Origin of the sequence: Streptomyces koelreuteriae (genome assembly GCF_018604545.1) — a bacterium.
Lineage (GTDB): Bacteria > Actinomycetota > Actinomycetes > Streptomycetales > Streptomycetaceae > Streptomyces > Streptomyces koelreuteriae.
Genome location: NZ_CP075896.1, coordinates 6687465 through 6704724 on the forward strand (window position 1 = coordinate 6687465; position 17260 = coordinate 6704724).

Below are 17260 nucleotides of genomic sequence, written 5' to 3' on the forward strand. Positions count from 1 at the left end.
CCTGGGCCGACACTGGCCGTAGAGCTCACGTCGAGCCGTACGAGGAGGCACCGATGGGCTGGTTGTGGGCGATCATCGTGGGACTGGTACTCGGCCTGCTCGCCAAGGCGATCATTCCGGGCAAGCAGCATCTGCCTCTGTGGCTGACCGTCATCCTGGGCATCATCGGAGGCATCGCCGGCAACGCCATCGCCCGGGCGGCCGGCGTCGACGCCACCTCGGGCATCGACTGGTGGCGGCATGTCTTCCAGCTGGCGATGGCGATCATCCTCGTCGGCCTCGGCGACAAGGCCTGGACGGCCGCACGGGGAGACAGACAGCGGGCGTGACGGCGGGGCGCACGGCGAAGGGGGCCGCCTCCGCACCGGAGACGGCCCCCTTCGCAGGCGTGCTCAGCCGCCCGTGACCTCGACGGCCGCCAGGTTCTTCTTGCCCCGGCGCAGCACCAGCCAGCGGCCGTGCAGCAGGTCCTCCTTGGCGGGGACCTCGTCCTCGGCGGCGACCTTGACGTTGTTCACGTAGGCACCGCCCTCCTTGACCGTGCGGCGCGCGGCCGACTTGCTGGCCACCAGGCCGACCTCGGCGAACAGGTCGACGACCGGGCCGAGCTCGGAGACCTGGATGTGCGGCACCTCCGACAGGGCCGCGGCCAGCGTCCTGTCGTCCAGCTCCGCCAGCTCGCCCTGCCCGAAGAGGGCCTTGGACGCGGCGATCACGGCGGCCGTCTGGTCCGCGCCGTGCACCAGCGTCGTCAGCTCCTCGGCCAGGGCGCGCTGCGCGGCACGGGCCTGCGGACGCTCTTCGGTCTGCTGCTCCAGCTCCTCCAGCTCCGCACGGGAGCGGAAGGACAGGATGCGCATGTACTTGGAGATGTCCCGGTCGTCCACGTTCAGCCAGAACTGGTAGAACGCGTACGGCGTCGTCATCTCCGGGTCGAGCCAGACGGCGCCGCCCTCGGTCTTGCCGAACTTGGTGCCGTCCGCCTTGGTCATCAGCGGCGTCGCCAGGGCGTGCACCGCGGCGTCCGGCTCCAGGCGGTGGATCAGGTCCAGGCCCGCCGTGAGGTTGCCCCACTGGTCGCTGCCGCCCTGCTGGAGCGTGCAGCCGTACCTGCGGTAGAGCTGGAGGAAGTCCATGCCCTGGAGGAGCTGGTAGCTGAACTCCGTGTAGCTGATGCCCTCGGAGGACTCCAGACGCCGGGCCACGGAGTCCTTCGTCAGCATCTTGTTGACGCGGAAGTGCTTGCCGATGTCCCGCAGGAACTCGATCGCGGAGAGGTTCTCCGTCCAGTCGAGGTTGTTGACCATGACGGCCGCGTTCTCGCCCTCGAAGGTCAGGAACGGCTCGATCTGGGAACGCAGCTTGCCGACCCAGCCGGTCACCGTCTCCGGGTCGTTCAGCGTGCGCTCCGCCGTCGGACGCGGGTCGCCGATCAGGCCCGTGGCACCGCCGACCAGCGCCAGCGGCCGGTGACCGGCCTGCTGGAGCCGCCGCACGGTGAGCACCTGCACCAGGTGCCCCACGTGCAACGACGGCGCCGTCGGGTCGAAGCCGCAATAGAACGTGACGGGACCGTCCGCGAGCGCCTTGCGCAAAGCGTCCTCGTCAGTGGACAGGGCGAAAAGCCCGCGCCACTTCAGCTCGTCGACGATGTCCGTCACGGTTCTCGTATCTCCTTGAGCGGGCCCGCGTGGAGCGGGCCCCATCGATTGGTCTCGTAATCAGGTACGAGGTTATACGCCCTGACTGACAGAGCTCATATTGAAGTCGGGCACCCGCAGGGCAGGCATCGCGGCCCTGGTGAACCAGTCGCTCCATTCCCTCGGCAGCGTCTTCTCCGTCCGCCCGGCCTCCGTCACCCGGCCCAGCAGACCGACCGGCGTCTCGTTGAACCGGAAGTTGTTCACCTCGCCGGTCACCTCGCCGTTCTCGACCAGGTACACGCCGTCCCGGGTCAGACCCGTCAGCAGCAGCGACGCCGGGTCGACCTCGCGGATGTACCACAGGCAGGTCAGCAGCAGCCCGCGCTCGGTGTTCGCGACCATCTCGTCCAGGGAGCGGTCCTCGCCCCCGTCCAGGATCACGTTGTCGATGCCCGGCGCCACCGGCAGACCGGTCAGGCCCGCGCTGTGGCGGCTGGTCGTCAGATGCCGCAGCTCGCCCTCGCGCAGCCACTCGGTGGCCGTGAGCGGCAGCCCGTTGTCGAACACCGACTCGTCGCCGCCGGAGGAGTGCGCGATCACGAAGGGCGCCGACTCCAGGCCGGGCTCGTGCGGATCGCTGCGCAGGGTCAGCGGCAGGTCGGTCAGCTTCTCGCCGACCCGCGTGCCCCCGCCCGGCTGGGAGAACACCGTGCGGCCCTCGACCGCGTCCCGGCCCGACGCCGACCACAGCTGGTAGATCAGCAGATCGGCCACGGCCGACGGCGGCAGCAGCGTCTCGTACCGGCCCGCGGGCAGCTCCACACGCCGCTCGGCCCACCCGAGGCGCACCGCCAGCTCCGCGTCCAGGGCCGCCGGGTCGACGTCCTTGAAGTCCCGCGTGGAGCGCCCGGCCCACGCGGACCGGGTCCGGTCCGGGGACTTGGCGTTCAGCTCCAGCGTCCCGTTCGGCTGGTCGTGCCGCAGCCGCAGCCCCGTGGAGGTGCCCAGGTACGTCGACACCAGTTCGTGGTTGGCGAAGCCGTACAGCTCCCGGCCGCCCGCACGCGCGCGTGCGAAGGCCTCGCCGAGCGCCGGGGCGAAGTCGGCGAACACCGCGGAGGAGGTCTCGGCGGGCGCCTCCGTGAACTCCGGGCTCGCGGCCACGCCCGTGACCAGCGGCTGCGCGTCCTCGGCGGGCCCGGCACCGCGCGCGGCGGCCTCCGCGGCCCGCACCAGGGGCTCCAGTTCGTCGGCGGTCACGGCGGACCGTGACACCACACCCGAGGCCGTGCCCTCCTTGCCGTCCACCGTGGCGATGACGGTGAGCGTGCGCCCGCGCGTGACACCGTTCGTGGTCAGGGCGTTGCCCGCCCAGCGCAGATTGGCGGTGGACTGCTCGTCGGCGATGACGACACAGCCGTCCGCCCGGGACAGTGCGAGGGCGCGCTCGACGACCTCGTGCGGCTTGCTGGAACGCGCGCTCATCGACCGGCCTCCTGGGTCGTGTTCAAAATGTTGACGCCCTTGAAGAGGGCCGACGGGCAGCCGTGCGACACAGCCGCGACCTGGCCCGGCTGCGCCTTGCCGCAATTGAAGGCGCCGCCCAGGACATAGGTCCCCGGACCACCGACGGCGGACATGGAACCCCAGAAGTCGGTGGTCGTCGCCTGGTAGGCCACGTCCCGCAGCTGCCCGGCGAGCCGCCCGTTCTCGATCCGGTAGAAGCGCTGCCCGGTGAACTGGAAGTTGTAGCGCTGCATGTCGATCGACCAGGACCGGTCACCGACGACGTAGATCCCCCGCTCCACGCCCCCGATCAGATCCTCGGTCGACATCCCGGCCGGGTCCGGCCGCAACGACACATTGGCCATGCGCTGCACCGGCACATGCCCGGGGGAGTCGGCGTAGGCGCAGCCGTTGGAGCGCTCGGACCCGGTCAGCTTCGCGATCCGCCGGTCGAGCTGGTAGCCGACGAGGGTGCCGTCCTTGACGAGGTCCCAGGACTGGCCCGCGACGCCCTCGTCGTCGTACCCGATGGTGGCGAGGCCGTGCTCGGCGGTGCGGTCGCCGGTGACGTTCATCAGCTCCGAGCCGTAGCGCAACTTGCCCAGCTGGTCGAACGTGGCGAAGGAGGTGCCGGCGTAGGCGGCCTCGTAGCCGAGGGCCCGGTCCAGCTCGGTCGCGTGCCCGATGGACTCGTGAATGGTCAGCCACAGGTTGGACGGGTCGACGACCAGGTCGTACAGACCCGGATCGACACTCGGCGCGCGCATCTTCTCGGCGAGCAGCTCCGGGATCCGCTCCAGCTCGCCCTCCCAGTCCCAGCCGGTACCCCTCAGGTACTCCCAGCCGCGTCCCACGGGCGGCGCGAGGGTGCGCATCGAGTCGAACTCGCCGCTCGACTCGTCCACCGACACGGCGTTGAACACGGGGTGCAGCCGTACCCGCTGCTGCGTGGTCACGGTCCCCGCGGTGTCGGCGTAGAACTTGTTCTCGTGGACGGTGAGCAGCGAGGCGTCGACATGGTCCACCCCGTCGGCCGCCAGCAGCCGCGCGCTCCAGTCCGCGATCAGCCCGGCCTTCTCCTCGTCGGGCACGGTGAACGGATCGATCTCGTACGACGAGACCCAGGTCTTCTCGGAGTGCACCGGCTCGCTCGCCAGCTCCACGCGCTCGTCCGACCCGGCCGCCTTGATCACCTGGGCGGACAGCTTCGCCATGGCGACCGCCTGCCCGGCGACCCTGGCGGCGGCGTCCAGGCTGAGGTCGACGCCGGACGCGAAACCCCATGTCCCGCCGTGCACCACGCGCACCGCGTACCCGAGGTCGGTGGTGTCCGACGACCCGGCGGGCTTGGCGTCCCGGAACCGCCAGGAGGCGCCCCGCACCCGCTCGAACCGGAAGTCCGCGTGCTCGGCGCCGAGCGCACGCGCGCGTGCGAGGGCCGCGTCGGCGAGGGCGCGTAGGGGGAGGGCCGTGAAGGCCTCGTCGATGGTATGAGGCACCGCCGTCTCTTTCTGTCGAGGTGAGCGTGGTCGCCGTACTGCGTGACTGCTCCGATCATGTCGTCCCGCACGCGCGCGGGCCACGAGTTTCCGTACCCCGGGTGCGTGGCTTTCTGTAGGGACCCGACAGTGAGTCCCCTACGCCACTGTCGGTGCCCGATTCTCCGCGGGCGTGCCCGGACCGATAGGTTTTCGAAGAAGCCGCCTGTCATCGCCGTCTGTCGTCCAGGCGCCCGGGCGGGCGTAATCAGACCGCTATCGAAAGGGTGATCCGTTGAGCCGCTCGGTTCTCGTCACCGGAGGCAACCGGGGCATCGGCCTCGCCATCGCCCGCGCTTTCGCCGATGCCGGCGACAAGGTCGCCATCACATACCGCTCGGGTGAGCCGCCGGCGGGCTTCCTGGCCGTCAGGTGCGACATCACCGACCCCGAGCAGGTGGAGCAGGCCTACAAGGAGATCGAGGAGAACCACGGCCCCGTCGAGGTACTCGTCGCCAACGCCGGCATCACCAAGGACCAGCTCCTGATGCGCATGTCCGAGGAGGACTTCACCTCGGTCATCGACACCAACCTCACCGGCACCTTCCGTGTGGTCAAGCGCGCCAACCGCGGCATGCTGCGGGCCAAGAAGGGCCGCGTCGTCCTGATCTCCTCGGTCGTCGGCCTCTACGGCGGCCCGGGCCAGGCCAACTACGCCGCCTCCAAGGCCGCCCTGGTCGGCTTCGCGCGCTCCCTCGCCCGTGAGCTGGGCTCGCGCAACCTCACCTTCAACGTCGTCGCGCCCGGCTTCGTCGACACCGACATGACCAAGGTGCTCACCGACGAGCAGCGTGAGGGCATCGTGAAGCAGGTGCCGCTCGGCCGGTACGCGCGACCCGAGGAGGTCGCCGCGACGGTGCGGTTCCTCGCCTCGGACGACGCCTCGTACATCACTGGAGCCGTCATTCCCGTTGACGGCGGACTGGGAATGGGTCACTGATCACCATGAGCGGAATTCTCGAGGGCAAGCGCGTCCTGATCACCGGTGTGCTGATGGAGTCCTCCATCGCCTTCCACGCCGCCAAGCTGGCCCAGGAGCAGGGCGCCGAGATCATCCTGACCGCCTTCCCGCGGCCCACGCTGACCGAGCGCATCGCCAAGAAGCTCCCGAAGCCCACCAAGGTCATCGAGCTCGACGTCACCAACGACGAGCACCTCGGGCGGCTGGCCGACATCGTCGGCGAGGAGCTGGGCGGCCTCGACGGTGTCGTGCACTCCATCGGCTTCGCCCCGCAGGACGCCCTCGGCGGCAACTTCCTGAACACGCCGTTCGAGTCGGTCTCCACCGCGATGCACGTCTCGGCGTACTCCCTGAAGTCGCTGACCATGGCCTGCCTGCCGCTGATGCAGAACGGCGGCTCGGTCGTCGGTCTGACCTTCGACGCGAAGTTCGCCTGGCCGCAGTACGACTGGATGGGCCCGGCCAAGGCCGCCCTGGAGGCCACCAGCCGCTACGTCGCCCGTGACCTGGGCAAGCAGAACATCCGCTGCAACCTCGTCTCCGCCGGCCCGCTGGCCTCCATGGCCGCCAAGTCCATCCCGGGCTTCGGCGAGCTGGCCGCCGTCTGGGACGACCGTTCGCCGCTGGAGTGGGACCTCAAGGACCCCGAGCCGGCCGGCCGCGGCATCGTCGCGCTGCTGAGCGACTGGTTCCCGAAGACCACGGGCGAGATCATCCACGTGGACGGCGGTCTGCACGCCATCGGCGCCTGATCTCCCGTACGCCGTCGACGCCCCGTTCCCCGCAGCGCGCGGGGAGCGGGGCGTCACCCGTTCGGCCGCTCCGGCCGGGCGGGGGAGGCCTGTGACCGGGCACTCTGGAGTACGCGTTCACCACGCGGTCCCCTCCCCAGCACGGCCGAGGAGGTCCCCTTGTGCGCTTGTCCCGCCGAACGGCCTCACTGTCCGTCGCTGTCGCTCTCGTCCTGACCCTGGCATACGAGGCGGTGCCGCACGCGCGCGTGCCCGCCGACGACGACGAGCGGGAGCGGGCCGCCCCCTTCGGTGCCGCGTGCCGGATCCGCGTCCACGACTCCAGGGTGACCGCGTACTGTCACAACCCCTTTCCGGAGCCCGACCGCGTGAGCCTGCACGTCGAGTGCGCCCGCTGGTGGGACATCGACACGGACAGCTCCCCGGTGGAGGCCGGGCCCGCGCAGACCGTGCGGCTCAAGGGGCGCTGCTGGAAGGAAGTCGACGCCGCCTGGGTCAGCCACCGGAGGACGAGCTGATCCCGCCCAGCCGGCACAGGAACGGATAGCGGGCCGCCTCCGTCCCCGCCCGGTCCGCGTCTCCCACGCGGATCGCGTCGAGCAGCCGCCCGTGGTCCATGTACGTCTCCGGCGTCAGCTCCTCGCCGACGTCCTCGCGCAGCCAGTCCCGCAGCACCTCGCCCAGGTCGGCGTACATGGCGGTCATCACGTCGTTGTGGGAGGCGGAGACCACGGCCAGGTGGAAGGTCGCGTCCGCGGTCACGAACGCCTCCGCGTCACCCGACTCCCAGGCCTCCTCACGCCGCAGCAGCAGCGCGTCGAGCTGCTTGAGGTCCTTCTCGGTCCGCCGCTCGGCGGCCAGCCGGGACGCGGACGACTCCAGCGTGGAGCGCAGCTCGGCGATGTGCCGGGGGTCGGCGCCGGCGAACCGCCGCTGCATCACCCCCGCCAGCTCACTGGTCGCCACGACATAGGTGCCGGAGCCCTGGCGGATGTCCAGCAGGCCGTTGTGCGCGAGCGCGCGGACGGCCTCACGGACCGTGTTGCGGGCGACGCCCAGCTGCTCGACCAGCTCCGGCTCGGTCGGGATACGGGAGCCGACCGGCCACTCGCCCGACGTGATCTGGGCCCGCAGCGCGGCGATGACCTGTTCGGACAGCGCCGAACGACGGGGATGGCTCAGAGGCATGGCTCACCTTCGCACGGCCGGGGCGCCGGACGGCAGCCGAGGAGCGGACGGATTGGACAGTCAATCATCCCATGATTCTATGATGGGCCTCATGGCTAGTGAGGAAACCCGGACCATGACGCCCCCGACCGTTCGCAGCTCGGCCGCGCACGACGCCGGGAAACCGGGCGGCCCGTCCACGCGCGCGTGGACGACACGGCTGCTCGTCCTCGGCATCGTGCTGTCCGCCCTGAACCTCCGGCCCGCCATCACCAGCCTCGGCGCCCTCCTGGAGGAGGTCCGCGACGGGCTCGGCATGAGCGGCAGCGTGGCCGGGCTGCTCACCTCCGTGCCGCCGCTGTGCTTCGCCGTCTTCGGCGTCATGGCCCCGCGGCTCGCCCGCCGCTTCGGAGCGGGCGCCGTGGTCTGCGCCGGCATGGTCGCCATCGCCTCCGGCCTGGCGATACGGCCGTACGCGGGCGGCACGGCCGGCTTCCTGGCCGCCAGCGCCCTCGCCCTCATGGGCATCGCCGTCAGCAACGTCCTGATGCCGGTCATCGTCAAGCAGTGGTTCCCCGACCGCGTGGGCTCCATGACCGGCGTCTACTCCATGGGACTCGCCCTGGGCACGGCCCTCGCGGCCGCGGTCACGGTGCCCGTCTCCGACGCCCTGGGCGGGAGCTGGCAGTCGGGGCTGGCCCTGTGGGCGGGACTCGCCGTCGCGGCGATCCTGCCGTGGCTGCCGTTCGTACGGGGGCGTGCGGCGGCGTCGGGGCCGGGGCGGCGGGCCGACGGCGACGGCGACGGGGTGACGCGCGGCCCGGACGCGGCGACGGAGACCTCGACCCCTGTGCGGACGGACCCCACGCGCGTGGAGGCGCCGCAGTTGCGGATCACCCGGAGCCGTACCGCCTGGGCGCTGGCCGTCTTCTTCGGGCTCCAGGCCACCGCCGCCTACATCACCATGGGCTGGATGGCGCAGATCTTCCGGGACGCCGGAGTGCCCGCGGGCACCGCCGGGCTGCTGCTGGCGCTCACCATGGTGATGGGCGTGCCCCTGGCCTTCGTCATACCCCGCCTGGCCACCCGGCTGCCGCACCAGGGCCCGATCGTGCTCACCCTGGGCGTCTGCGGCCTGATCGGCTACGCCGGGCTGTATCTCGCGCCGGCCGAGGGCGCCTGGGCCTGGGCCCTGCTGCTCGGCATCGCGAACTGCGCTTTCCCGCTCGCCCTCACCATGGTCGGTATGCGGGCCAAGACCGGCCCGGGCGTGGCCCAGCTGTCGGCGTTCGCACAGAGCACCGGCTACCTGATCTCCATCCCGGGGCCGCTCCTGGTGGGCGTCCTCTACCAGCACAGTGGCGGCTGGGGCCTGCCGCTCACACTGATGGGCGCCCTGATGGTCCCGCAGATGGTGGTCGGCTGGCTGGCGGGCCGCGACCGCACGGTGGAGGAGGAGGCGGGCCGCTGAACCGGCGCGCGGCGTCGGCCTCACCCCGGGGCGTACCGCGCCCGGGGTGGGTGCGACACTTGCCCCATGCCAGTGCTCGATCCGAATCCCCAGCATGGTCAGAAGAAGATGCTGCTCGTGTTCGGCGCCTTCTTCGCGATCTTCATCGTCATCGGCGTCATCGCCACGATCGCCTCGCCGTGACCGGCCCTCGCCCCGCCGATGGTGGGGCTGGCCCCCCTGTCCCCTAGGGGGTGAGGGTCAGGGTCAAGTGGGTGGGTCACCGGATGGGTTGGCCGCCGCCGATTCCGTAACTTCGAGGTGTGGCCGCGAGACGGGGGCCACCGGCCACTCGAAGAGCGGAGGCACCCATGTCGGCCCCTACGCAGACCCCGCCCCACCCGGCGACCCGGTCCGGCGTCGACAGCAGGCTCCCCTGGTGGGCCCTGGCCCTGCCGGCGCTTCTCTTCACCGCGCTGCTCGTCCTGATCCTGAACCCCTCCGGAGCCCACGCTGCCACCGGTGACCCCGTGGTCACCCACCTCTTCGAGCGGCTCCAGCAGCTGACAGCCCGCTGAGCACGGCCGAAGCCGGTGGTCAACTCCCTGCGCCCCATGGCGTGTTTCATGCGAAGCTGGATCTCATGAGCGTCGCAGAACCCCGCACGATTGTCCTCTTCCGCCATGCGAAAGCCGACTGGCCACAGGTGACCGATCACGAGCGTCCGCTTGCCGACCGGGGCCGAAAAGACGCGGCGGAGGCCGGGCGCAGGCTGGCCGACACCGGCATCCCAGTCGACCTGGCCCTGTGCTCCACCTCGGTCCGGACCCGGGAAACCTGGAAGCTCGCCGTCCATGAGTTCCCGCATCGGCCGAAAACCGTCTACGAAGAGCGGATCTACGAGGCCTCCCCGGGCGAACTGATCGCCGTGCTCAACGAGACCCCCGACGATGTGCGGAACGTCCTCATGATCGGCCACAACCCGGGCATCCAGGGCCTCGCCGACATCCTGGCGGGCTCGGCCGAGGACGACGCCCGCGAGCGGATGGACCGCCGTGGCTTCCCGGCCGCCGCCTTCGCCGTCCTGTCGTTCACCGGGTCATGGAAGAACGTGGAGCCCGGCGTGGCCGCGCTGGGCGACTACTGGGCGCCGACCGAGTGACCGTCGCCGCGTGACCGTGGGGCAGTGACAGGGGCCCGGCACCGCACGGTGCCGGGCCCCTCCTGCCTGCTTCAGACCGTGTCGAGGGTGTCCGCCGCCTCGACCTCTTCGCGCGTGACGCCCAGCAGGTACAGCACCGTGTCCAGGAACGGGAAATTCACCGCCGTGTGCGCGGCCTCGCGCACCACCGGCTTGGCGTTGAAGGCGACACCCAGACCGGCCGCGTTCAGCATGTCCAGGTCGTTCGCACCGTCACCGATCGCCACGGTCTGCGACAGCGGCACGCCCGCCTCCGCCGCGAACCGGCGCAGCAGCCGCGCCTTGCCCGCGCGGTCGACGATCTCGCCGGTGACCTTGCCCGTCAGCCTGCCGTCGACGATCTCCAGCGTGTTGGCCTGGGCGAAGTCCAGCCCCAGCCGCTCCTTCAGATCGTCGGTGACCTGGGTGAACCCGCCCGAGACGACACCGACTTGGTAGCCGAGCCGCTTCAGCGTACGGATCAGGGTGCGGGCGCCCGGCGTCAGCCGGACCTCGCTGCGCACCTTGTCCACCACCGAGGCGTCCAGCCCCTCCAGCAGCGCCACGCGCGCGTGCAGGGACTGCTCGAAGTCCAGATCCCCGCGCATCGCGGCCGCCGTCACCTCGGCGACCTTGTCCTCGCAGCCGGCGTGCGCGGCGAACAGCTCGATGACCTCGTCCTGGATGAGCGTCGAGTCGACGTCCATGACGACCAGGCGCTGCGCTCGCCGGTACAGACCGGCGGCGACGACCGCCACGTCGATGCCGAGCTTCGCCGCGTCGGGCGCCAGGGCGGTGCGCAGCGGCTCGGTCTCCACACCGGACACGGCGAACTCGACGGCGGTCACGGGGTACTTGGCGAGCCGGAAGATACGGTCGATGTTGCCGCCGGTCCTGGTGATCCGCGCGGTGACCGCGGCGGTCGCCTCCGAGGTGAGCGGATGCCCGAGCACGGTGACCAGGGAGCGGCCCAGTCCGCGCGGCCGGTTGTCGCCGAGGCCGGAGATGATCTCCGCCTGCATCTTCATCGACTCGGCCCAGCTATGGACGGTCGCCCGCAGATCTCCCTCGAGTCCGGGGGGCGGCTCGGTCACGAGCGCGCACAGCACCATCCGGCCACGGGTGACGACCTGCTCGATGTCGACGACGTCGACGGAGAAGGCCGCGAGGGTGTCGAAGAGGCCGGCCGTGATGCCCGGCCTGTCCTTGCCGAAGATCTTGACAAGGAGGGTGGGGACGTCAGAGGACGAGGTCTGCGATGCGCTCATGGTGGTTCCACCGTATCGGGCAGGCAGGTCACACCGCCCCTGAGGTCCGGCTGGCGGACGGCGAACACTGGGTGTCGTGTCGATGGCGTGAATCTTGCGTGCCGGTACGGCGTCCCTCCGGCCTCGGGATCACCTCCCGCCCCGCGGTTTCCGCGGCGGCGGGGGAGGAGGCGGGGGCGGCGGCCCGTCGTCCGGCCGGGGAGGCGGCCCGTTCCCGCTCCGCGGCCCGGGCGGCTGCCGGGGGCCTCGCGGAGGCGGCCCGACCGGCCGCGCCACGGTGGGCGCGCCGTACACGTCGCCGTTGCCGGGTTCGGTGGGCCTTGTGTCCGGCCGTCCCGCGTCCGGGGTGTCCGACCGTCCTCCGTCCGGTTGCCCTTCGTCATGCGGGCCCCGGCGTGCGTCGCCGGGCCGTGCGTCCTCCGGCTCCCGCAGTTCCTCCGGAACCCGGAGGTAGGGATTGGTGGCCGGGTTCGGCGGCCGGTACGGCGTACCTGGCGCGTAGGGCCCGGCTTCCCTCCCGTACGACGCCTGCTCGCTCTGACTCCCGGCCGCCCCGGTGCTCTCTGCGTGCTGGCCCGTGTCCTCTCCGTGCCAGCCCTGGCCCCCATCGCGCCGCCCGGCCGCGCTGGGCCAGCCGGTGCCCTCGCCGTACGGGCCCGTGCCCTCGCCGTGTCGGCCGGTGCGCTCGCTGTGCTGCCCAGCCTCGCCGTGCCAGCCCTGGCCCTCGCCGTACGAGCCCACCCCCGAGCCACCCCCCGCCCCCGCCACCCCATCCCCCCGGGCCAACACCGCCGCCGACCGCCCCGCGCCCCCGCTCGCCCACGCCAGCAACGCCCCCACCGCCCCGGCCCCCGCGCCCCACACCGCGCCCAGCAGCAGGGCCATGCCGAGATGCCCGTGCAGTTCGATGCCCGCACCGAACGCGTCGAAGCCGAGTACGGACAGGGAGGCGGTCACGGACACGTCCGTCAGCCAGGCCAGCAACGGCAGGGCCAGCGCGGTCGCGACCCCCAGCCGCAGCGCGCACCGGCCCGCGAAACCGAGGGCACCGGAACCCCGTACCGCCGCCGCCCCCGCGACGCTCCCCACCGGCGACCGCACCGCCGTCAGCACCCCCGCCAGCAGCATCATCAGCGCCGCAGCCACGCCCAGCAGCCACACCCGCCCGTCCAACTCGGCCAGCCTCCCCAGCGTCACCTGCTGGTCGGGGCGGGCCACGAGCAGATCGTCCAGCGGGTCCGGCAGGAAACGGGTCAGTTCACCCGTTGCCCGGCCGTCCCACGGCACGAACAGGCCGATCGGCACGCCCAGCCACACCCCGTTCGGCGCCCCGAGCAGTGCCGCGCCGGCGATGCGCCCGGGATGGTCGTCGCCGCTCGCCGCGTACGCCGCCGCGGCGAACCCCGCCGCCACGGCCACCAGCAGCACGGTCACCACCGCGGAAACGGTCGGCCGTACGACCCGGTGCACGGCCTCCCACCCCCGCGGCAGCGGCGTGCGGCGCGAGGCCAGCAGGGCGACGAGGAGGATCCCGGCCGACCACCCGAGCCCGCCGAACAGCGTGGGCACGGTGTCGACCGAGAACCCGACCGCCGCCTGCGCGTCGACCAGGTCCCCCAGCCGGTCCGGCAGCAGCCCGCCGATGTCCCCGGCGTCCCCGAGCCCGGGGATCTCCAGGCCGCCGCTTCCGCCCCCGCCCCCGCCGGTCAGGTCGTCCAGCCCCAGCGAGCCGCCGTCGATCGTGATGACGTCGTGCCCCGCCCAGGCCAGCCCGCCCAGCATCGCCACGAACAACGCGACCACCGCACCGGCACGCGCCAGGAGTTCGGCCGGTGATATCACAACTCCCGCCGCCCGCAAGGACCGAAGGAAGAAGTACGACAGCAGCAGCGCCCCGACCAGGCTCACCCCCAGTGGCGTGATCTCGATGGCCGTGTCCGCCTCCGCGCCCGTGAGGCCGAACACCGACACATCTCCGGACGGAGTGACCGAACCACCCGCCCCCAGGGCCACCACCGCCGCGGTCATCGGCCCCAACGACCCCGCCGTGTCCGCCTCCAGCAGCCGCAGCCCCAGGGCCGCCGTGCCCGCCATCCCGATCAACGCCCAGCTCACGGCGGCGACGGCGGACATCAGCACGTCCCCCCACGGCACGCGCGCGCCGTCACTCGCCCTCTCGACACCTGTACCGGCACCCATGGCAGACCCCCCGATCCGCTACGCGGCGGGAACTCCGCGCATGTCCCCCTCGCGACGAAATACCACTCTCCGGCCCGGTTTCAACCCCGTCAACGGAATCGGCCGAGGCGTCCGTGCGCGGTTTTCACAAGGCCCGACTTTCGGTCAGGGGGCCGCTCCTGAAATAGTTCCCCCCGATGTTCGACATCCCTAGACTCCCCATGTCGGGGGTAACTCGGGGGACAACTCAGTGGGGCATGGAGTGCCGGAACTCGTACTGGAATCAAACGGACGTACCTGGACGCTCGATCCGTCCAGGGCATACACCCTCGGACGTGATCCGCAGGGGGACGTCGTCTTCGACGACGCCAGGGTCTCCTGGCGTCACGCCACGGTCAGTTTCAACGGCCGCAGTTGGGTCATCGAGGACCATGGCAGCACCAACGGCACGTTCGTGCAGGGGCAGCGGATCCACCACCTGGAGCTCGGCCCGGGCTCGGCGGTGAACCTGGGCAACGCCACCGACGGACCGCGTCTGAACCTCTCCGACGCCGCGGCCTCCGTCGCCACGCCGCAGGCCCAGCCCCAGCAGCAGCCCTACGCCGCGCAGAGCGCGAACCCCGGCTGGGCCCAGCAGGCGCCCGCCCAGCAGCAGGCTCCGCAGGCCGGCTGGCAACAGCAGCAGCCGCAGCAGTCCGGTGGGCACATCCCGCAGCAGCAGGCTCCCGGCGGTGCCGCGGGGGCACCGCCGGCCCACGGCGACCGCAGCCCCACCACGTTCCACCAGTTCTCCCTCGGCCGCGTGATGCGCATCGGCCGTGCCCTGGAGAACGAGCTGGTCGTCTCCGACCTGCAGGTCTCCCGGAACCACGCCGAGTTCCACGCCACGCCCGACGGCCGTATGGAGATCCGTGACCTCGGCTCCCACAACGGCACGTACGTCAACGGCCTGCCGATCCCCAAGGGCGGCGGGCAGTTGCTCGGCCCGGCCGATGTCGTCGGCGTCGGTCACTCGACGTTCCGGATCGTCGGCGACCGGCTAGAGGAGTTCGTCGACACCGGTGAGGTGTCCTTCTCCGCCCGCCACCTGACCGTCACGGTCGACGGCGGCAAGCAGATCCTCAAGGACGTCTCCTTCGGCGTCCCCGAGAAGTCGCTCATCGCGGTCATCGGCCCGTCCGGTTCCGGCAAGTCGACCCTGCTCAAGGCGCTCACCGGCTACCGCCCGGCCGACCAGGGCGAGGTCCTCTACGACAACCGCAACCTCTACAAGCAGTTCGCCGAGCTGCGCCAGCGCATCGGTCTGGTCCCGCAGGACGACATCCTGCACAAGGAACTGACCGTCAAGAAGGCCCTGAAGTACGCGGCCAAGCTCCGCTTCCCCGCCGACACAACGGCCCGCGAGCGCGAGGCCCGTATCGACGAGGTGCTGCGCGAGCTGAAGCTGGACATCCACAAGGAGAAGAAGGTCACCTCCCTCTCCGGTGGCCAGCGCAAGCGCGTCTCGGTGGCCCTGGAGCTGCTCACCAAGCCCTCGCTGATCTTCCTGGACGAGCCGACCTCCGGCCTCGACCCGGGCATGGACCGCGACGTCATGCAGCTGCTGCGCGGCCTCGCCGACGACGGACGCACCGTCCTCGTCGTCACCCACTCCGTGGCCGAGCTGGCGATCTGCGACAAGCTCCTCGTGATGGCGCCGGGCGGCTCCGTCGCCTACTTCGGCCCGCCCGAGGAGGCGCTGAACTTCTTCGGCTACGACACCTGGGCCGATGTCTTCTCCGCCTTCGAGAACTACCGCGACTACGACTGGGCGGGCCGCTGGAAGGGCTCGCAGCACTACCAGATGTACGCCGCGGACATCGACGCCGTGGCGCCGCAGTCCGTACAGGTTCCGCCCATGCAGGCGATGAAGCCGCCGAAGCCACAGGGCTGGATGTCCCAGTTCGTCACGCTGGTGCGGCGCTATGTCTCGGTGATCGCGTCCGACAAGGGCTTCCTCGCCCTGATGGTGATCCTGCCGGCCGTGCTCGGCGCGGTCAGCCTGCTCATCGACGCGGACAAGGGCCTGCTGCCGAACCCGGTCAACCCGCAGTCCGGCCGGATCATCCCGAACGGCACCGCCACCACGGTCCTGCTGATCCTCGCGGTCGGCGCCTGCTTCGCGGGCGCGGCGAACTCCGTCCGTGAGCTGATCAAGGAACGGGTCATCTACGAGCGGGAGCGCGCGACCGGCCTGTCACGCTCGGCGTATCTGATGTCCAAGGTGTTCGTGCTCGGCATGATCACCGTGCTGCAGGGCCTGCTGGTCGGCGTCATCGGCTTCTCCAGCCGGGAGATCCCCGAGGAGGGCCTGGTCTTCGGCAGCGCCACGCTCGTCGAGCTGTCCGTGCCGATCATGGCCCTGGGCTTCACCTCGATGATGTTCGGCCTGATCATCTCCTCGCTGGTGAAGACCGCCGAGAAGACCATGCCGCTGCTGGTGATGTTCGCCATCATCCAGGTCGTCTTCACGGGCTGCCTGTTCACGCTGCACGGTTCGATCGGCGTCAACCAGTTCTCGTTCCTGATGCCGTCGCGCTGGGCGGTCGCCGCCGCCGGCGCCACGCTGGACTTCAACAAGATCGCCCCGCCGGAGACCGCCGGCGACAACGATCCGCTGTGGGAGCACACGGTCGGCGCCTGGGCCATGGACATGGGCGCGCTCCTCGCGCTCGGCGTGCTCTGCGGCTTCTTCGTGGCCCGCTTCCTGCGCCGCCACGAGCCCGAGGTCATGCGCAAGTAGTCATCGCCTCACGCAAGACGCCCCGAAGGGCGGCACCTCGTCAGGAGGGTGCCGCCCTTCGGCGTTTTGTCGTTCAGCGAGCAGAGGTCCCGCGCTACCTCAGTACGCGCTGTCGACGTTGTCCATCGAGCCGTACTTGTCGGCCGCGTAGTTGCAGGCGGCGGTGATGTTCGCGACCGGGTCGTAGATGTCCCAGGACGTGCCGGGGACGTGCCAGGTCTTGAACGTCGGCGGGATGACCTGCAGCAGGCCCTTCGACGGGACGCCGTTGATGGCGTTGATGTCCCAGTCGTTGATGGCCTTCGGGTCACCGGCCGACTCGCGGATGATGTTGCGGTGGATGCCGTCGTAGGACGCCGGGATGTCGTGCTTCTTCAGGACGTCGAGCGACTCGCGGATCCAGCCGTCGAGGTTGTTCGGGTAGGTCTTCTTGGCGGCCTTCTTCGCCTCGGCGCGCTTGGCGTCGCGGCTCGCGGCCTCCTTGGCCTCACGCGCGGCCTCGGCCTTCTTCTTCGCGGCCTCGGCGGCGGCCTGCTTCTTGGCGGCAGCCGCGGCGTCGGCCTTCTTCTTCGCCTCGATCTGCTCGGCCTTCAGGCTGGCACCGGCCATCTGGTCGGTGACGCTCGCCTTCACGTCCTTGATCTGCTGGTTGCTGAACGCCACCGGAGCCGACTGAGCGGCTTCCGTCGTGGTCTTGGTCGAAGCGCCGCTCGGCACCGCGGAGAACCCGATGGCGGCGGCACCGAGGGTGGCGACACCCGCCATGGCGATCTTGTGGTGACGGGTGAGGTTACGACTGGGGCCACGGCTGAAGATGTTCTTGGGCATGGTGGTT

The 17260-nt window shown here is 71.0% G+C and carries 16 protein-coding genes; 9 read left to right on the forward strand and 7 right to left on the reverse strand.

Annotation, left to right across the window (positions count from 1 at the left end; genetic code table 11):
* Positions 1-53 precede the first annotated feature (53 nt).
* On the forward strand, positions 54-329 hold the full coding sequence (locus KJK29_RS30140) for a GlsB/YeaQ/YmgE family stress response membrane protein (protein ID WP_215122330.1): 276 nt from the start codon (positions 54-56) through the stop codon (positions 327-329).
* A gap of 63 nt (positions 330-392) precedes the next feature.
* On the opposite strand, the gene tyrS is transcribed toward KJK29_RS30140, so the two are convergent.
* From tyrS to KJK29_RS30155, 3 genes are all read right to left on the reverse strand, one after another.
* Complete coding sequence (gene tyrS / locus KJK29_RS30145; protein WP_215122331.1) at positions 393-1661, reverse strand: tyrosine--tRNA ligase; 1269 nt, start codon at positions 1659-1661, stop codon at positions 393-395.
* Positions 1662-1733: 72 nt separating this feature from the next.
* The gene (locus tag KJK29_RS30150; RefSeq protein ID WP_215122332.1) at positions 1734-3128 is read right to left on the reverse strand and encodes a metallopeptidase TldD-related protein; all 1395 of its coding nucleotides are present in this window, start codon (positions 3126-3128) and stop codon (positions 1734-1736) included.
* The gene (locus KJK29_RS30155) at positions 3125-4648 is read right to left on the reverse strand and encodes a TldD/PmbA family protein (protein ID WP_215122333.1); all 1524 of its coding nucleotides are present in this window, start codon (positions 4646-4648) and stop codon (positions 3125-3127) included. Before KJK29_RS30155 ends, KJK29_RS30150 begins: the two co-directional genes overlap by 4 nt.
* A 274-nt stretch (positions 4649-4922) precedes the next feature.
* Here KJK29_RS30155 and fabG point away from each other — a divergent pair, with 274 nt between their 5' ends.
* The 3 genes from fabG to KJK29_RS30170 all read left to right on the forward strand — a co-directional run bounded on the left by fabG (position 4923) and on the right by KJK29_RS30170 (position 6918).
* Positions 4923-5627, forward strand: a complete 705-nt coding sequence (gene fabG, locus KJK29_RS30160) for a 3-oxoacyl-[acyl-carrier-protein] reductase (protein WP_215122334.1) — start codon at positions 4923-4925, stop codon at positions 5625-5627.
* A 5-nt stretch (positions 5628-5632) separates the two neighbouring features.
* Complete coding sequence (fabI, locus tag KJK29_RS30165; protein ID WP_215122335.1) at positions 5633-6400, forward strand: enoyl-ACP reductase FabI; 768 nt, start codon at positions 5633-5635, stop codon at positions 6398-6400.
* Between the two features lie 161 nt (positions 6401-6561).
* Positions 6562-6918 carry a hypothetical protein gene (locus KJK29_RS30170; RefSeq protein ID WP_215122336.1) on the forward strand — a complete coding sequence of 119 codons (357 nt, stop codon included), beginning with the start codon at positions 6562-6564 and terminating at the stop codon, positions 6916-6918.
* Here KJK29_RS30170 and KJK29_RS30175 read toward each other — a convergent pair.
* Positions 6896-7588 (reverse strand): FadR/GntR family transcriptional regulator, encoded by a 693-nt coding sequence (locus KJK29_RS30175; RefSeq protein WP_215122337.1) that lies wholly within the window; start codon positions 7586-7588, stop codon positions 6896-6898. The genes KJK29_RS30170 and KJK29_RS30175 overlap by 23 nt on opposite strands.
* 79 nt (positions 7589-7667) lie before the next feature.
* Between KJK29_RS30175 and KJK29_RS30180 the strand changes: the two genes are divergently transcribed.
* The 4 genes from KJK29_RS30180 to KJK29_RS30190 all read left to right on the forward strand — a co-directional run bounded on the left by KJK29_RS30180 (position 7668) and on the right by KJK29_RS30190 (position 10179).
* Complete coding sequence (locus KJK29_RS30180; RefSeq protein ID WP_215122338.1) at positions 7668-9038, forward strand: CynX/NimT family MFS transporter; 1371 nt, start codon at positions 7668-7670, stop codon at positions 9036-9038.
* Positions 9039-9104: 66 nt separating this feature from the next.
* Entirely contained in the window at positions 9105-9221 is a 117-nt protein-coding gene (locus tag KJK29_RS39005; protein ID WP_106974401.1) for an SGM_5486 family transporter-associated protein, read from the forward strand.
* Between the two features lie 167 nt (positions 9222-9388).
* Positions 9389-9595: a hypothetical protein gene (locus KJK29_RS30185; RefSeq protein ID WP_215122339.1), complete on the forward strand. Its 207-nt coding sequence runs from the start codon at positions 9389-9391 to the stop codon at positions 9593-9595.
* A 65-nt stretch (positions 9596-9660) separates the two neighbouring features.
* Complete coding sequence (locus KJK29_RS30190; protein ID WP_215122340.1) at positions 9661-10179, forward strand: SixA phosphatase family protein; 519 nt, start codon at positions 9661-9663, stop codon at positions 10177-10179.
* A gap of 71 nt (positions 10180-10250) precedes the next feature.
* On the opposite strand, the gene serB is transcribed toward KJK29_RS30190, so the two are convergent.
* The gene (gene serB, locus KJK29_RS30195; RefSeq protein WP_215122341.1) at positions 10251-11465 is read right to left on the reverse strand and encodes a phosphoserine phosphatase SerB; all 1215 of its coding nucleotides are present in this window, start codon (positions 11463-11465) and stop codon (positions 10251-10253) included.
* A 129-nt stretch (positions 11466-11594) separates the two neighbouring features.
* Entirely contained in the window at positions 11595-13664 is a 2070-nt protein-coding gene (locus tag KJK29_RS30200; RefSeq protein WP_215122342.1) for a streptophobe family protein, read from the reverse strand.
* A 241-nt stretch (positions 13665-13905) separates the two neighbouring features.
* Between KJK29_RS30200 and KJK29_RS30205 the strand changes: the two genes are divergently transcribed.
* Positions 13906-16425, forward strand: coding sequence for an ABC transporter ATP-binding protein/permease (locus tag KJK29_RS30205; RefSeq protein WP_215122343.1), 2520 nt, complete (start codon positions 13906-13908; stop codon positions 16423-16425).
* Between the two features lie 99 nt (positions 16426-16524).
* Here KJK29_RS30205 and KJK29_RS30210 read toward each other — a convergent pair whose 3' ends face one another.
* Positions 16525-17253: a transglycosylase SLT domain-containing protein gene (locus KJK29_RS30210; RefSeq protein ID WP_215122344.1), complete on the reverse strand. Its 729-nt coding sequence runs from the start codon at positions 17251-17253 to the stop codon at positions 16525-16527.
* Between the last annotated feature and the right edge of the window lie 7 nt (positions 17254-17260).

What these genes read in the sequence shown, in the direction of transcription:
- KJK29_RS30175 (WP_215122337.1), bottom strand. Translation starts at nt 7,588, where the DNA reads ATGCCTCTGAGCCATCCCCGTCGTTCGGCGCTGTCCGAACAGGTCATC.
- KJK29_RS30150 (WP_215122332.1), bottom strand. Translation starts at nt 3,128, where the DNA reads ATGAGCGCGCGTTCCAGCAAGCCGCACGAGGTCGTCGAGCGCGCCCTC.
- KJK29_RS30190 (WP_215122340.1), top strand. Translation starts at nt 9,661, where the DNA reads ATGAGCGTCGCAGAACCCCGCACGATTGTCCTCTTCCGCCATGCGAAA.
- KJK29_RS30210 (WP_215122344.1), bottom strand. Translation starts at nt 17,253, where the DNA reads ATGCCCAAGAACATCTTCAGCCGTGGCCCCAGTCGTAACCTCACCCGT.
- KJK29_RS30180 (WP_215122338.1), top strand. Translation starts at nt 7,668, where the DNA reads ATGATGGGCCTCATGGCTAGTGAGGAAACCCGGACCATGACGCCCCCG.
- KJK29_RS30140 (WP_215122330.1), top strand. Translation starts at nt 54, where the DNA reads ATGGGCTGGTTGTGGGCGATCATCGTGGGACTGGTACTCGGCCTGCTC.
- KJK29_RS30200 (WP_215122342.1), bottom strand. Translation starts at nt 13,664, where the DNA reads ATGGGTGCCGGTACAGGTGTCGAGAGGGCGAGTGACGGCGCGCGCGTG.
- fabI (WP_215122335.1), top strand. Translation starts at nt 5,633, where the DNA reads ATGAGCGGAATTCTCGAGGGCAAGCGCGTCCTGATCACCGGTGTGCTG.
- KJK29_RS30185 (WP_215122339.1), top strand. Translation starts at nt 9,389, where the DNA reads ATGTCGGCCCCTACGCAGACCCCGCCCCACCCGGCGACCCGGTCCGGC.
- serB (WP_215122341.1), bottom strand. Translation starts at nt 11,465, where the DNA reads ATGAGCGCATCGCAGACCTCGTCCTCTGACGTCCCCACCCTCCTTGTC.
- KJK29_RS39005 (WP_106974401.1), top strand. Translation starts at nt 9,105, where the DNA reads ATGCCAGTGCTCGATCCGAATCCCCAGCATGGTCAGAAGAAGATGCTG.